The 15,958-nt window shown below is 44.0% G+C and carries 14 protein-coding genes; 9 read left to right on the plus strand and 5 right to left on the minus strand.

The window, feature by feature from the left end:
* Positions 1-392 precede the first annotated feature (392 nt).
* The 3 genes from rpiA (at position 393) to QUB77_RS26565 (ending at position 3,600) form a co-directional block, all read left to right on the plus strand.
* Positions 393-1,109: a ribose-5-phosphate isomerase RpiA gene (rpiA, locus tag QUB77_RS26555; RefSeq protein WP_333179163.1), complete on the plus strand. Its 717-nt coding sequence runs from the start codon at positions 393-395 to the stop codon at positions 1,107-1,109.
* 340 nt (positions 1,110-1,449) lie between these two features.
* A complete protein-coding gene (locus QUB77_RS26560) occupies positions 1,450-2,634 on the plus strand; it encodes an aldo/keto reductase (protein ID WP_445251775.1) in 1,185 nt (394 codons plus the stop codon).
* A gap of 213 nt (positions 2,635-2,847) precedes the next feature.
* Entirely contained in the window at positions 2,848-3,600 is a 753-nt protein-coding gene (locus QUB77_RS26565; protein ID WP_333179166.1) for a Fe-Mn family superoxide dismutase, read from the plus strand.
* A gap of 114 nt (positions 3,601-3,714) precedes the next feature.
* Here QUB77_RS26565 and rsmG read toward each other — a convergent pair whose 3' ends face one another.
* Both rsmG and QUB77_RS26575 read right to left on the minus strand, forming a co-directional pair.
* Entirely contained in the window at positions 3,715-4,419 is a 705-nt protein-coding gene (gene rsmG / locus QUB77_RS26570) for a 16S rRNA (guanine(527)-N(7))-methyltransferase RsmG (RefSeq protein ID WP_333179169.1), read from the minus strand.
* A 120-nt stretch (positions 4,420-4,539) separates the two neighbouring features.
* Complete coding sequence (locus QUB77_RS26575) at positions 4,540-5,205, minus strand: energy-coupling factor ABC transporter ATP-binding protein (protein ID WP_333179171.1); 666 nt, start codon at positions 5,203-5,205, stop codon at positions 4,540-4,542.
* Between the two features lie 408 nt (positions 5,206-5,613).
* Here QUB77_RS26575 and QUB77_RS26580 point away from each other — a divergent pair, with 408 nt between their 5' ends.
* The 3 genes from QUB77_RS26580 to QUB77_RS26590 all read left to right on the plus strand — a co-directional run bounded on the left by QUB77_RS26580 (position 5,614) and on the right by QUB77_RS26590 (position 7,738).
* The gene (locus QUB77_RS26580; RefSeq protein WP_333179172.1) at positions 5,614-6,594 is read left to right on the plus strand and encodes a Sll0314/Alr1548 family TPR repeat-containing protein; all 981 of its coding nucleotides are present in this window, start codon (positions 5,614-5,616) and stop codon (positions 6,592-6,594) included.
* A 15-nt stretch (positions 6,595-6,609) separates the two neighbouring features.
* A complete protein-coding gene (locus QUB77_RS26585; protein ID WP_333179175.1) occupies positions 6,610-7,062 on the plus strand; it encodes a DUF3531 family protein in 453 nt (150 codons plus the stop codon).
* Between the two features lie 244 nt (positions 7,063-7,306).
* Positions 7,307-7,738: an NUDIX domain-containing protein gene (locus QUB77_RS26590; RefSeq protein ID WP_333179178.1), complete on the plus strand. Its 432-nt coding sequence runs from the start codon at positions 7,307-7,309 to the stop codon at positions 7,736-7,738.
* 156 nt (positions 7,739-7,894) lie between these two features.
* On the opposite strand, the gene QUB77_RS26595 is transcribed toward QUB77_RS26590, so the two are convergent.
* Complete coding sequence (locus QUB77_RS26595; protein ID WP_333179180.1) at positions 7,895-8,260, minus strand: phage holin family protein; 366 nt, start codon at positions 8,258-8,260, stop codon at positions 7,895-7,897.
* Between the two features lie 21 nt (positions 8,261-8,281).
* Positions 8,282-9,373 (minus strand): redox-regulated ATPase YchF, encoded by a 1,092-nt coding sequence (gene ychF / locus QUB77_RS26600; protein WP_333179183.1) that lies wholly within the window; start codon positions 9,371-9,373, stop codon positions 8,282-8,284.
* 121 nt (positions 9,374-9,494) lie between these two features.
* On the opposite strand from ychF, the gene QUB77_RS26605 reads away from it, so the two are divergent.
* On the plus strand, positions 9,495-9,851 hold the full coding sequence (locus tag QUB77_RS26605; protein WP_333179187.1) for a hypothetical protein: 357 nt from the start codon (positions 9,495-9,497) through the stop codon (positions 9,849-9,851).
* 133 nt (positions 9,852-9,984) lie between these two features.
* Here QUB77_RS26605 and QUB77_RS26610 read toward each other — a convergent pair whose 3' ends face one another.
* Positions 9,985-10,233 carry a gamma-aminobutyric acid A receptor, epsilon-like protein gene (locus QUB77_RS26610; protein ID WP_333061712.1) on the minus strand — a complete coding sequence of 83 codons (249 nt, stop codon included), beginning with the start codon at positions 10,231-10,233 and terminating at the stop codon, positions 9,985-9,987.
* Between the two features lie 557 nt (positions 10,234-10,790).
* Here QUB77_RS26610 and QUB77_RS26615 point away from each other — a divergent pair.
* The gene (locus QUB77_RS26615; RefSeq protein WP_333179190.1) at positions 10,791-11,846 is read left to right on the plus strand and encodes a C39 family peptidase; all 1,056 of its coding nucleotides are present in this window, start codon (positions 10,791-10,793) and stop codon (positions 11,844-11,846) included.
* A gap of 106 nt (positions 11,847-11,952) precedes the next feature.
* Entirely contained in the window at positions 11,953-15,909 is a 3,957-nt protein-coding gene (locus QUB77_RS26620; RefSeq protein ID WP_333179193.1) for a caspase family protein, read from the plus strand.
* Positions 15,910-15,958: the final 49 nt, after the last annotated feature.

The following is a 15,958-nucleotide window of genomic DNA, read 5'->3' on the forward strand; positions in this document are numbered from 1 at the left end:
TTTTAAAATACGAGCCATAAAACGCACCATCAACGCTACCTCTCTATTATATGCAACTTCACATAAAATTGGTATCAGCTAAGTAACAAATAGCCGACTGAGTGCCACCCAAAGGTTTGCAGTAAGGAGTTTCAATGTTGTAATCCCAAGTATAAGTATCGAGAAATCCGATTTTCATTGTGGCAATTATCCGCCGATTTGTGAACTAGATTTATTCTCTTTAACTGCAGAGGACGCAGAGTACCCAGAGAAAAAAGAGAGAAATTCCCACTTGAAATAATTTGCGAGTTACCTCTCTTCTGCTTCTTCCTCTCTGCGTTCTCTGCGTTCTCTGCGGTTAAATAAATCCATAATAAATGGTATAATCTTAAAACTATTGAGGAGTACCGAAGATGACCACAGAACAAGATCCCGTAAAATTGATGAAACAGCAAGTCGGCTTTGCTGCCGCCGATCGCGTACAATCTGGTATGATTGTCGGACTCGGCACCGGGTCAACTACAGCTTATACTATTCAAGCATTGGGCGATCGCATAAAATCAGGTCAACTCAAAGATATCAAAGGAGTGCCCACATCTTTTCAATCAGAAGTGTTAGCCAAACAGTACGGAGTACCGCTGACAACACTAGATGAAATTGACAGAATTGATGTGGCTATTGACGGCGCTGATGAAGTAGATCCCCACCTCAACTTAATTAAAGGTGGCGGCGCAGCCCACACCCGCGAAAAAGTAGTCGATTACCTCGCAACTCAGTTTATTGTAGTAGTTGACAGTTCCAAAATCGTAGATAAATTGGGTTCGACTTTTCGCGTACCCATCGAAGTTATACCGATGGCATTAACGCCAGTGATGCGCGCCATAGAAAAATTGGGTGGCCAACCCGAACTCCGCATGGGCGTGAAAAAAGCTGGCCCGGTAATTACCGATCAAGGTAATATGGTAATTGATGTCAAATTTGATGACATTGCCAACCCCGGAGAAATGGAAAAAAGCTTGAATAACATTCCCGGTGTGTTAGAAAATGGTTTGTTTGTAGACTGTACAGATTTGGTTTTAGTCGGCGAAATCACAGACGGCAAACCAGTAGTACGGGAGATTTCTAAATAGTCAAAACTGCCCCAGTGGTGGTCAAAAACTCTTTGTGGAACAGGCATCTTGCCTGTTCAGGACAATGCTGCAATATGCGAGTTAAGCTGTTGGGCATCTAAATTGTATTTTTAGGGCGGGCTTTCTGGCCCAACCCCTACTCCCCACAAGACTTTTCTTAAATTTGACTATACAATTTAAATGCACTTGGGCTTACCTTGACTTTGATTGTCAAAATTCAGGGGTTTAAACTCCTGTATGACGGAGGAATATTTTTAGGGTGGTTTATAAATCTCTATCCTAAAAACCAGGCGATTCAACTGTCAACTGTTAACTGTCAACTGTCAACTGTCAACTGTTTATGATGCAATATCGCCGATTCGGTCGCACAGAATTATCCATGCCCGTCTTTTCCTGCGGTGGCATGAGATATCAGTACAAATGGCAAGACGTGCCAGCCAATGAAATTCCCCCAGACAATCAACAAAATTTAGAAGCGACGATTCGCTACTCGGTTGAATGCGGCATTAATCATATAGAAACTGCTCGCGGTTACGGCACTTCTGAGATGCAATTGGGGCAGATTTTGCCGAACTTTCCCCGCGAAAACTTGATAGTGCAAACAAAAGTTAGTCCCAAACCGAACTCCCAAGAGTTTCGCGAAGACTTTGATAAATCCTTAGCTTATTTGCAACTAGAATACGTCGATTTACTGTCGCTACACGGCATTAATACGTGGGAATTGCTAGAGGAGTCTATGCGTCCGGGTGGCTGCATGGATGTGGCGAAAAAATTGCAAGCAGAAGGCAAAGTTCGGTTTATTGGTTTTTCAACCCACGGCCCGACGGATGTGATTGTCAAAACAATTGAAACTAATCAATTTGATTATCTGAACTTGCACTGGTACTACATTAATCAAATTAATTGGCCGGCTATTGAAGCTGCTAAACGTCACGATATGGGCGTTTTTATCATCAGTCCTTCCGACAAAGGCGGTCAACTTTACAACCCGCCGCAAAAATTGGTAGACTTGTGCTATCCGCTGAGTCCGATGGTGTTTAATGATTTGTTTTGTTTGTCGCATCCGCAAGTACACACTTTAAGTTTAGGCGCAGCGAAACCTGAAGATTTTAACGAGCATCTGAAAGCTGTAGAATTGTTAGATAGAGCCGATGAAATTTTGCCTCCGATATTAGAAAAGTTAGAAAAAGCAGCAATTGATAAATTAGGAGAAGATTGGTTTAAAACTTGGCACGTAGGTTTACCAACTATCGAAAATACTCCCGGAGGTATTAATATTTATGTGATTCTGTGGCTGTGGAATTTGGCGCAGGCTTACGATACGATCGACTATTGCAAGATGCGCTACAACCTTTTAGGTAATGCCAGTCACTGGTTCCCCGGCCAAAAAGCCGATCGCCTCAATGAATTAGACTTGCGCCGCCCTCTAGCCCACAGTCCCCACGCTGCTAAAATTCCCGGTATTCTTCAAGCAGCCGATCGGCTTTTTGGAGGCGAAGCCATCCAACGCTTGTCCCAAGAATAATCAAAAAAAACCCGGTTTCGAGACAGAAACCGGATTGGTGAACCGGAGCACGTGAGTTAGTTACGCGCACACAATTAGCCTATACTTGAGAAACTCTCACAACCATCGCCCATCCGTCTCATCCATTCGGGCGATACAACTTTTTTTCTCAACTCACTCCCATTTTGCTTTAATCTGAGATAAAACAGTTAATAATTCACTTAGGTACTTTTTATGACTCTCAAACGCCGAGATTTCTTGTATTTAGTGACAGCAACCGTCGGAGCTATTACCGCAGGTGCTTGCCAAGCGTCAGGAAATAATGTATCGCAAGCAAGCCCAGTTGCAGAAAGTCCAAAAATAGCCCAAACTCCGGGGCCTTTTACACTGCCACCTCTGCCCTACGAATACAATGCTTTAGAACCGCACATCGATGCGCGGACAATGCAATTTCACCACGACAAACACCACGCTGCTTACGTTAAAAACCTCAACGATGCTGTCAGCAAATATCCGCAACTCAAAAATATGAGTGCTGAAAATATGCTGCGAGATTTGAGCAAAGTGCCGGAAGATATTCGCACAACCGTGCGTAACAATGGCGGCGGACACCTAAACCACACTATGTTTTGGGAAATCATGGGTCCCAACGGCGGCGGCGAACCCACAGGGGCAATTGCAACAGCAATTCAGCAAAATTTCGGCAGTGTTGACGATTTTAAAACAAAATTTAACGATGCCGGCGCCAAGCGTTTTGGCAGCGGTTGGGTTTGGCTAGTCCGCAATAAAGCTGGCAAACTTGAGATTACAACTACGGCAAATCAAGACACTCCTTTGATAGATGGCAACTATCCAATTATGGGTAACGATGTTTGGGAACACGCTTATTATCTCAAATATCAAAACCTTCGCGCCGACTACTTAAAAGCTTGGTGGAATGTTGTTAATTGGGCAGAAATTAACAAGCGCTACGAAAAGGCGATATAATTTTTTACAACCGCAGATAAACGCAGATAAACGCCGATGGAATTTTATCTGCGTTCATCTGTGTTTATCTGCTACTATCTGCGGTAACAAAATCCCAATCTAATAACTACAAATTTATTCAACTTTCCGCAAGTAAACGCAGTGCCGCGCCCCCTGACTCGTCGGCGTTGTGAATGCTTCGACTGACTCAACTGTGCCGCCCAAATGCTCGATCGCCCTTTGCAACTCTGTTTCTTCCTCCACCGTCCAATTCCCACGGTAAAGTACAGCCAAACCGCCATTTTTAAGGAATGGCAGCGCGTATTTAGCACAAATAGAAGCTGCTCCAACTGCTCTAAGAAGTGCTAGATCGTAAGCTTGTTTGTGATGCGGCCCTCGGGCCATTTCATCAGATCTACCCAACAAAGTCGCCGCATTTCCTATCCCTAAAGACGGCACAACTGTTTCCAAAAAAGCAATTTTTTTGCGCGTAGAATCGAGCAAGGTAACTGATAAATGCGGCAGGGCGATCGCGATCGGCAACCCCGGAAAACCCCCTCCTGTCCCAATATCGATCGCTTTCTGCACCGACTCGGCGGACAATTCGGGATTTTCCGCCAAATTGTGATTAGTTGGCAGCAGTCTGGCAATTCCCCGCAGAGAATCCCACAAATGTTTTTCCCAAAACTCCATCGGCTCAGTAATTCGAGTTAAATTCAAGGAGCGATTTCCCTCGACAATTAACTCATAAAGTCGCTGAAATAGTTGTTGCTGCAACTCATCCGGCTGCCAATTCAGCGTTTTTTGCCACAACTCGTTCATCTGGGGCAACACAGACATTTTAACCTCATTTATCATCTAGTTCTATTCTCACTTTTTTCTTGCTGTCTGCTTAGGCGGACTTCGTTTGTATAGACGCGAATTCTATTCGCCGGGAAACCATTGGAAACGCCAAAAAACTCAAACGCAACTCGTTTCCTTAGCTTCTAACTTAGCGCGATCGACCTCTTGCAAATCGCCGTGATCTAAAGTCCAAAATCGATCGGCAACGCTCAACAAATCGCTAGCATCGTGAGTTACAATCAACAAAGTCCAGTGACTTTTCAACTTACTCAACAAGCTTACTAACTGCCGCCGCATCGACCAATCCAAACCCGCTGTCGGTTCGTCCAATAGTAGCAAATGCGGCTGCCGAATTAGCTGCACCGCCAGGGCTACCCTGCGCTGTTGTCCGCCGCTCAAAGCGTGGGGAGAAGCGCGCAGCGGCAAATGTCCGAGCCCCACTTCTGCCATTGCTGAGTTAATTTGTTCTTGTCCCAATTCAGGATGCCCCAACCGCAATTCTTCTAAAATTGTGCCCCCGCAAAAATGCCTTTCTGGAAACTGAAACACTAAACCTCCTAACTGTTGCAAGTGTTCCGGTGTTAATTCCTGTTCCCGCCAACGGATGTCGCCGCTAGTTTTTTCCGCTAAACCTGCTAATATTTCTAATAGCGTACTTTTGCCTGAACCGCTGCGACCCACAATCAGCCCCATTTGCTGCGAGGGCAGTTCTAAGTTAATATTTTTCAGAATAGGATTCGGACAGGCGGTAGGATGATATACTAAGTTTTTTAGATAAAGCATTAACGCAATTGGTAATTGGGGAGAAGGAAGGCACTACACGAATTTTGACACGGATACACCGATTAATTATCCAGCCTCAGCGATTTGTTTCTAGGTTGGGCCGATCGCACACAATTATTTTACATAAATCTTTACAAAAATTTCCTTCTTTTTCAGGATAGGTGTTTGATTTTTAGGTTTTTTCATGGTATATTTTAATAATGGGAATCTGTCCTTTAATATATTACAAGTCACACTTCCATTATTAAAATATACCTCAACAACCACAAAAAATCAAGCAAATTTCACTCGTTTTTTGGTCGCGGCCCGAAAGTCTGAAAATTTAACTCTCTTGTTTCTAGTTTACAGTATATTACATTGAGAGAATTGACGATGAGGAAAACCCCTTTAGCATCGCTTGGCAAGCAAATGTTAAGTTCTAAACAGACAGTGCGGGCGATCGCCAGTGCAGGAGCGATCGCCCTGGGCCTCTGCATTAACTCAGCAGTAGCGGGCGATCCCTTTCGCACCAGCAACCCGCAGGCGATCGGGCCCAACACCGAAACCGCTTTCAAAACAATGTTTCAGCAAGGAAACTACAAACAAGCAAAAACTCAAATTCAACAAGCACTATCAGCCGAACCAAACGAACCGCTAGCCTATGCAATGGCAGCCTCCCTATCCTACATCGAAAAAGACTTCAACTCGATGAATTCGTACGCGCAAAAAACCCGCGAAGTCGGAGAAAACTTGACTAAAACTAATCCATTGCGCGGCAACATCTACACAGCAGCCGGTCACTTTCTAGAAGGGGCGAACATTATAGCCAAAGAAGGAACAGCCAAAGGCGCGCCCCAAGCTTTGAGTAAATTGCGAGTAGTATTTCAATACCTAGAGGCCGCCGATAAAATAGCGCCCAACGACCCCGAACTCAACCTGATCAAAGGCTACATGGACTTAATGCTAGCCACAAACCTGCCATTTTCAAACCCCAACGAAGCAATTCAAAGACTCGAACAAAAAGCCTCTCCCCGCTACTTAGCTTATCGTGGCATGGCAGTAGGCTATCGAGACTTGAAAAAGTACGATCGCGCTTTAGAATTTGCCAACAAATCTTTAGCAGAAACGCCAAATAATCCAGAAGTTCTCTATCTAAAAGCACAAATCTTGTTTTCCCAATCCCAGGGGAAAGACGGCAACAAAACCTTACTTGAGGAAGCCCGAAAAAACTTCGATGCAGCCTTAGCACAACCCGACCAACTGCCACGCAGTTTAGTAGCCGAAATTTTCTTTCAGCAGTGCAGAACCCGCAACCGTCTCGACAGCCAATCTCGCGCCTGTGACCCGATGCGCGATAAAATTAGAGATGCAGATGGGATCTGGGGGCCCGCGGCCTTACCACCACTATAAAAACACCAAAAAACGATGCAAGTAGAGTTTCGCGAGTTTAACCCCTTTGACCTCTGGATTTGGCTGAAGTTCAGCAACGTGCCTTCAAACGGTGAAAAACAGTATGTTGAAGAAGTGTTTGACTCTTGGTTTTTCTTGGGAAAACTGGGAGGATTTAATGCGGAAAATTTGCAAGTTCAAGATGAAGGCTTAGATATCAGTCAGATGAATTACGATGTTAATCTAGCCGACCAAAGTATGATGGCTTTGATGCACAATATGGGAGACATGGAGTATCAAGGTTCTTGGGCTCGCTGCTGGTTTGATTTGGGCACTAGCGATGCGATAGGCCTCGATGTTTTGATTAATGTTTTCCAGCAACTCAGCAAAGAATTCGTAACGATTGAAAAACTCATTATTGGGGGGGAAAATACAGACTGGCCCGTTGATAACAGTCGCCGTCGAGAGGCTTTTGCTGCTGATAATTAAACGTTGGCACGACACGGATGACACGGATACACGAATAATGAGTGATTAAAAGGGCGGGTTTTTGAGATTGTCAATTATTAGCAGGTATTGTTCGTGAACCCGCCCCTACCTGATTTCGGGTAATCGACCGGACATAATATCAATGGCAAAAAACCTGCTGATTGGGCGAAGTCGAAACCCGGTTTTTTTTGTTTTGGTGTTGATGCTTCATGACTGATGACTAATGATTGATGACTGATGACTAATGATGCAAGGTACAATTCGCGTAATTGTTTTAGGATTAATTCAATCGGGCGATCGCATTTTCGTGTCAGAATGCGAAGATCCGGTCAAACAAGACACATTTTACCGAGCTCTGGGCGGTGGTATAGAATTCGGAGAACACAGCATCGACGCTTTGCAAAGAGAGTTTCAAGAAGAAATTCAAGCCGAGTTAACAAATATCAAATATTTAGCTTGTTTGGAAAATTTTTTTATTTTTAATGGTCAGGCCGGACACGAACTAATACAACTCTATCAGTGCGAATTTGTCGATCCCAAATTTTATCAATTGGAGAGTCTAGCCTTTACAGACGGAGAGTGGGTATTTACCGCACTTTGGATGCCGGTCGAGCGCTTTCGATCGGGCGAATTGCGCCTCGTTCCAGAGCAATTTATCGACTACTGCGAAGGCTAAAAACTCAACCAATCCCAAAAAACAAATACCTGATATGGGGGAATTAAATCTAAAATATTTGCCCTAGGGGCGTGTTTCACCTGAAATATTGGCGATAACTAACAGGATGAATAAACCCGCCCCTTCCTTCCGTCCCCCGCATTACTCCGAGCTACCTTACCTTACACTAGGCAGAGTCCGCAACAGCTCATAGAGCAAAGAGTTAATAAAACCGAGGGCTATAGCACCCAGCAAAGCACTCCAAATTCCCCACCGCAAGCGAAATCCATCCACTAGCCAAGCCGCCAATCCAAAGATAACAGCGTTGATAACTATTATCCACAAACCAAAAGTTACCAACAGCAATGGAAAACCCAAAACCACAAAAAGCGGCCGCACCAAAGCATTCAGCAATCCAAAAACCGCCGCCGAAATCATCGCTCTTTCAAAAGTGTCAATGTCCACCCCGATGGGCAACTTGGAAATGATAAAAAAGCTCACAGAAGTAACGAGCCAAGCAATTACCAGCGAAATGATATCCATGTGCCAATCTCCTTAAAAAAGCTAAACATTAAATCGGAACAACAGCACATCCCCCTCTTGTACAATATACTCTTTTCCTTCACTGCGAACTAACCCTTTTTCCTTAGCCGCATTCATCGCGCCCGTAGCAACCAAATCTTCATAACTCACAGTTTCGGCCCGGATGAAACCCCGTTCAAAATCCGAGTGAATCACCCCCGCAGCTTGCGGTGCTAACATTCCCGCGATAATCGTCCAAGCGCGAGTTTCCTTGGGCCCGCTAGTAAAATAAGTCCGCAAACCCAATAATTCGTAAGTAGCTCGAATCAGAGATTTCAAGCCACCTTCTTTTACCCCCAGAGATTCTAGGAAATCCGTTCGTTCTTCCTCCGATAACTCCACCAATTCTGACTCAACTTGCGCCGAAACTATGACAACCTTAGCATTTTCTGCTTCTGCTACTTCCCGCACTTGTTCGACATAGCTATTTCCCGTTGCTAAGTCGTCCTCAGACACGTTAGCAGCATAGATAATTGGTTTGTTGGTGAGTAATTCCAAACCTTTAACTAATTCAGCTTCTTCATCTGTGAAATTGTACTGCCGCGCCGGTTTCCCCGCATTCAAAACCACGACTAATTTTTCGAGGACATCCACTTCGGCCTGAGCTTCCTTATTGTTGCGGGCGAGCTTGCGAGTGCGATCGAGCCTGCGTTCAATTTGAGCTAAATCTGCTAAAATTAATTCGAGATTGATAATGTCAATATCTCGGATCGGATCGACAGAACCCGCAACGTGAATGATATCGTCATTCTCAAAACAGCGGACAACGTGGACGATCGCATCTACGGCCCGGATGTGAGATAAAAACTGATTTCCCAGTCCTTCCCCCTGACTCGCCCCCTTCACCAAACCCGCAATATCCACAAATTCCATCCGCGTCGGCACAGTTTGCACGGAATTGGAAATATTGCTCAGCACCTTCAACCGTTCGTCTGGCACTGCCACGATACCCGTATTTGGCTCGATCGTACAGAAAGGAAAATTAGCAGCAGTCGCCTTGGCATTAGCAACCAGAGCATTAAACAAAGTAGATTTGCCAACATTAGGCAGTCCGACAATTCCGGCAGTAAGCATAGCTATTTAGAAACATATCACTGTTTCAAAATATCATAAGGAATAGCAATATATCTGACTTGTGTGTTATAACTTCCACAGCTAAGCTTGAATAAATATACAACTTGAGGTAGATGGCTCAATGGTTAACCAGTGGTTAAGCAAAGTAACGATCGCTGTGGGGCTGTCGCTACCCCTGTTAGCGCTCACAGCAGCTAGCGTTTTCGCTCAGATGGTCAAAATTTCGGTGATTAACAACAGTGGCAAGACGATGACAGCCATCTATATGTCTCCTCCCGATAAGGAGGCTTGGGGAAAAAACGAGTTAGACGCCCCGATTGCCGATCGGGAAAAGGCAGATTTTGAGTGGAATCAAGCTGACTACGAGGGTTCGGATGCGGGCTGTGTTTTTGATGTCATGGCCGAATACGATGACGGCAAATGGACTGCTTTGGGTGCTGTTGACCTTTGTAAAGAGACTGCCCTTAACTTCAAGTAATCGATAATTTACGCAAAAACCGAGTTTTTTCAAGTCTGATATTCATCAAAAAGATTGGGGACTTGGTAGAAAGTCGGTTTTTGCGATCGGCCTGACAAACAATCTTAAATTTCGCGATCGACTAAAACATAATTTAAACAGGTTCAGGGATTGTCTGAGGAATAGGTTCCGGCACTGTCTGAGGAATTGGAGAGGGTACAGTTTCCGGCACCGGTTCGGGAATTGGCTGGGGAATTGGCGCAGGTACCGGTTCCGGTACTATCCCGGGAATCGGTTCGGGAACGGGGCCCGGCACTGGTGGGGATGCGGGTATAGTCGGCAGCCCCGGTTCGGTACTGGGAATCTGCGGGCCTGGAAATGGAGTAGGGTTGGGAAAAATCACGGCAATTCTATTAATAACTCAATACAATCATCGTATATAAAAAACTAAAAATACGACATCTATCTAAATAGTTAAAATTTATTAAAATTGATATTTTGCACCCTTTTAATCAGCTTTTTGGAGTAGACGATAGCAACCGGATTTATCTGTATTTAATTTTTTATCCTAACCGAAAGCAATTTGGTCACAGCCCCCCGCTACAGGCCGTGAACCCTTGAAAAAAGCGTAGCGTATTCATCACCTGCGATCGCTACAGCCCGTGGGAGCAATTCTAAAATCTAAAATCTAAAATCGCGCAATCGCCCTCCGAAAAGCCTTGCCAGCCTGTAGTTTTGGACGACACCTAGCCAAAAGTACAGGTTCTGTCCTGTACTTACCGCCAGTTAGGAGGTAGCCTTTTGGCTAATTTAAGACTCAACTAAAAGCTAGGAACTTTTTAGGGATGATTCTCCTACTATTGAACCTACGCTGTCACAGATTTTGAGGATTAAGCAAAAAGTTTCTCCCAATCCAAATCTGTTTCGGCCTATGCAACAATGAAAACCGAGGCATAAAGGATGCATCTCCAAGATTTTGTCGATACAAATATTAAATACGATGTCAGCCAAATAGTAGCAGATCGAGAGTTAAGCTTGGAAATCCAAGAGATTCTGATAGCTCAAGGGCTACTCTCTCCCACAGTAGAAGATATCTTTGGCCCTGTTTCTATTGCAGTTTTAAAACGCTTCCAAAAACTAAATCGCTGCTATGAACCAGGATTTATGGGGAAAAGAACAGCTACCGAACTCCTCGAACTTGATAAAGTAGCAACGCGAGGAGCCGAAGGTGTTCCCTCAATTCTGGTTAAAATTATCCAAGATACTCTCCTTAAAAATAAACCGTTGCAATCCGATGCTTTGTTGCCCGCAGAAAAACAGAATCTCAAAGCCGATGTCACCCTCAGAGTTGCCTCATTTGAAGTTGAGCGCGGTCATTTAAAAATCACCTTAGCTGATACTCCAGTTGAAAATACTTGGACTGGATATATTTTTGGAGAACACGCCGAAGTTTTTGAAGGCACTAGCATAATTTATCCAAAACGCGATGAAGTTAAATTGCCGGTTCCTTACAAATCTCAGAGAGATAATGAAATGAACCCTGATGGTTCTTGCAATGTTACTTCAATAGCGATGTGTTTGGAGTATCTAAAAATTCCTCGTCGGCATAGTGAGGGGTACTTTGAGGATGAGCTTTACAACTATGCCTTAGATCAAGGATTAAGTCGGCATAGTGGTTATGATCTTGCTCAAATTGTTCGCGACTATGGAGCCAAAGATAACTACAGTGAAATGGCCACCATTGAACAACTTAAAGATTGGTTAGCGACTGGAAACCCAGCAGTTGTACACGGTTACTTTACTCAAAGTGGCCACATTATCGCAGTAGTTGGATATGACAGCGCCGGCTTCATTGTTCACGATCCTTATGGGGAATGGTTCGCCGATGGCTACGATCGCAATGAGCCAGACGGCAACGATGAAAAGGGTAAATTCCTGCATTACTCCTACGGAATGATTAAAGATAACTGCATCCCCCCCGATGGCAGCTTTTGGGTACATTTTATTTCCCGCTAGTGAGAGTTAGTGTCATTTCTCCATTTCCTAGAATCGTTAATAGCTAGAAAATCTTAGGTATTAACGATTAAAACCCATTTAAACAGTTTAATAAAACAAGGCAGTTATGGCAAAAAACATTTACGCGCTGTTAGTTGGTATTGACAACTATTCTCCCGCATCTAATCCTCTCGTTCCTCCCTTAAAAGGTTGTGTTAACGATATTAAAGCTATAGAAGCTTATCTGGGAGAGCGAATTACTCAAGATAGCGAATGGAAACTGATAGAGCCTACAGACCAACCTTGGATACTGCTCAATCAAGATGCCACTCGTCAGGCAATTATCAACGGTTTCCAGCAGCATTTGTGCAACGCTGACAGCGAAGATGTGGTCTTATTTTACTATTCCGGTCATGGCGCTCAAGAGAAATCACCAGAGGAATTTTGGGAATTAGAGGCAGACCGCTTAGATGAAACTTTAGTGTGCTATGACAGCCGTGCAGAAAATGGTCGGGACTTAGCTGATAAAGAACTAGCCTACCTCATATCCAAAATAGCCCTAAAAGAACCCCGCATTGTGGTCATTCTTGACTGCTGCCACTCCGGTTCGGGAACCAGAGACTTACCCCCCGAAACAACAGTGAGGCGCGCCTTAGTAGACTCGCGGGAGCGACCGTTAAGCACGTTTATTTTTGCCGAAGATGCACCAGCAATTCATGAAATACTAAGCACTGCTAAACAATCAGAAAAAAAGACAACAGGTGTGATTTTGCCCAAAGGAAAACACATTTTGTTCTCTGCCTGTAGAGACTACGAACTGGCCAAAGAATACAAAACTGAGGATGGAGAAAATAGAGGAGCTTTCTCTTACTTTTTGCTGCAAACACTACAGCGAACAAATGGCAGCATAACCTATCGAGATTTAGCGAGAAATATGAATGCTCTCGTGACCGGAAAAGTCAAAGAACAGTCGCCTCAAGTAGAAGCAACAGACAGGAACGATTTAGACCAACCTTTCTTGGGCGGTGCTATTAAAGAACGACCTCACTACTTCACCTTAACTCACAGTCAAAACCTTCGGAATTGGGTAATTGATGGAGGGTCTATTCACGGAATTCCTAAACCCTCTAATGGGGGAGATACTCGACTAGCATTTTTTCCCTATGGCAGCAGTGCCGAAAAATTGCGCCAACTTTCAGAAGCTTTAGGCGAAGCACGAGTAACTCAGGTATTGCCACAACGCAGCCAAGTAGAAATTATTAACGGTCAAGACAGCTTATCAGAAACTGATAGCTATTGGGCAGTGGTGACAAGTTTGCCGTTGCCAGCGTTGAAAATTTACATTAAGGGCGAGGAAAGTGAAGTCCAAGGCATCAAACACGTCGAACAAGCACTGTCAAAAGCAGCAATTGGCAACAAACCTTCCTTGTATGTGCAGCAGGTAAATGAAGCTAAAGATGCCGATTACCATCTGTTAGTCAGTCAGGGTCAGTATTGGATTTTACAGCCTGATAATAACCGCCCTTTAGTTGCTCCGATTCCCGAAGAACAAAATCAGCCGGGATACACAGAGGAAATTGCTTTACAGGTGATTTATCGTTTAGAACATATTGCCCGTTGGAATAACATTTTACAACTCTCCACTCCTGCGACCAGCCGCATTAAAACCGACGATGTGGAAATGGAAATAATCCTGCTTTGCGGCCAGCAAGAATCTTCGCCAGGGGACAGAGACGGAAACATCTCGTCATCTGAAATGCGTGTCGATTACGCCTATGATAATGGGGAGTGGCAAGCCCCAAACATCCAAATAAAACTGACCAATAAAAGTGACAAAAAATTGTATTGCAATGTTATCGATCTTTCCGAAAGTTTTGCCGTAGACACTCCATTTTTTGACAGAGATAGCAGTATCTTGCTCCCACCAAACAATTCAGCAAATTCCTCTAGTATTACCAGCTTTGATGATATTATATTTCAAGTTCCCGACGCATATTTTGAACAAGGCATTACTGAATACAAGGATATTCTCAAGCTAATTGTGTGTACCACAGAATTTGATGCTAGCTTGCTAAAACAAGATGGACTAGCGCCCCCTAAAGTGACTCGTTCTGTTGGAGAAACAGAGGGAACTCTGAATAGCTTGATGGCACAAGTTAATACTCGCGAAGCCGTGAGAGCAAAGGGAAATTATGATGATTGGATGACAAAGGAAGTCACGATTACAATTGTCCGACCTCAAGATGCTCAACCAATTAAGGCTAATCGCAGCACTGCCTTACAACAGGGTGCCGTCGAAGTTCAAGCTCATCCAACTTTAAAAGCGAAAGTGAATCTCACCACTGTACCCCAAGCGAGTCGAGATTTAGGGAATTTGATTTTACCTGCGATTTTGCGGCAACAAAATCGCGTGAGTGAATCTTTCCAATTTACAACCAGCCGAGGCACTGATCCAGGGTTAAGTGCTTTGGAGTTAAGTGATGTAGAAGATTATGAAGCGGTGACGCCAACAACCCCTCTCAACTTGTTGGTAAATCAAGAATTAGCGGAAAATGAGCATATCTTACCTTTTGCTTATGATGGAGAATTTTTCTTGCCATTAGGAAGAGGGGCGAGAACTGAAGATGGCAAAACAGAGATTACGCTGGAACGCTTACCCAAACCAACAGTTAGCAGTCGCAGCCTTCACGGGTCAATCCGAATTTTCTTTGAAAAAGTCGCCCATCAAAAATTGGGAAGACCTTATGAATATCCTATTTTAGCTGTAGCAGAGGCCAGCGAAAAAGGTGATGTCAGCTACGAAAAAAATCCAGATCAAGTTAAAGCTAAAGTTGCCAAAGCCCAGCGAATCATTCTCTACATTCACGGGATTATAGGGGACACGCAAAGTATGGTTCCTAGTGTCAGACAGACGGTAGTAAAAGTGGATGGACAACAGCGACAGATTGCAGAACTTTATGACTTAGTTTTGACTTTTGACTACGAGAATATCCAAACAACCATCGAGGAAAATGCCCGCCTATTAGGCCAAAGATTGCAAGCAGTTGGTTTGGGAGGAAATCACGGCAAGCAGTTGCATATTGTGGCTCACTCAATGGGGGGTTTGGTTTCTCGCTGGTTTATTGAGCGAGAAGGTGGGAATCAGGTTGTCCAGCACTTGGTGATGTTAGGAACACCTAATGGGGGTTCTCCTTGGCCTACAGTACAGGATTGGGTTTTCACAGCGCTTGGGATAGGGTTGAATCAACTTTCAAAAATTATTTGGCCGACCAAAATAGTTGCTCAATTACTGGAGTTTTTAGAAGCAAATGATTACTCGCTAGAGCAAATGCGACCCGATTCTCCTTTTCTGAAAAAACTTGCCGAAAATCCCGACCCAGGGGTTCCCTATACAATTATTGCGGGCGATCGCTCAATTGTTTCAAAAGCTTTAGAATTTCAACCAGATAAGGAATCAACTCCCTTACAGCGGTTATTGAGCAACCTTTTTGGTTCAACTAAAGACAGAGTTGTAGAATTGGCATTTTTCAGTCAACCCAATGATATTGCTGTTGCTTTAACTAGCATCAAAAATGTCAGTGCTAACCGCTATCCTGTGCCCAAAATCCTATTACCGGATACTGCGTGCGACCATCTTAGCTACTTTACAGACCAAGCTGGGTTAGATGCTCTGGCAGCGGCTCTTTTCCCAAGTCCAAATGGCAATAGCCAGTTATTAGTAAAGTCTTTGGCTACCTTAAAAGTAGATGATGAGCGAGAGAGTATGAATTCTCAGCCTGTGGTTAAAAATACAGTCAACCATTTACCTGTTGCAGAACAGCTTGCCAAAAATCCCGTAGAAAGTCCCTCTCCAGCCTCGAACAATCTCACCAGTTCACATTCAGTTGGCTCGGATACGCTAAACGTTCAACCACAAAATAATTCCAGGATAACAGGTTTAGTAATTGGGCTAGTTGGGTTTTTAATTGCAGCCGCTATTGGCTTAATTGGTCTCTGGCCTCGTTCTCCCGTGCAACAACCAGTGAATCAAAAATCAACGAGTCAGTCAAAGGAAATCTATCAGTTTAAAAAAACTAGCAATTAGTTTTTGGTTGACAATTTTGTCCGAATTAAACTGAAACTTGAAATAAATT

This window comes from Microcoleus sp. AT9b-C3 (genome assembly GCF_036705485.1).
Lineage (GTDB): Bacteria > Cyanobacteriota > Cyanobacteriia > Cyanobacteriales > Microcoleaceae > Microcoleus.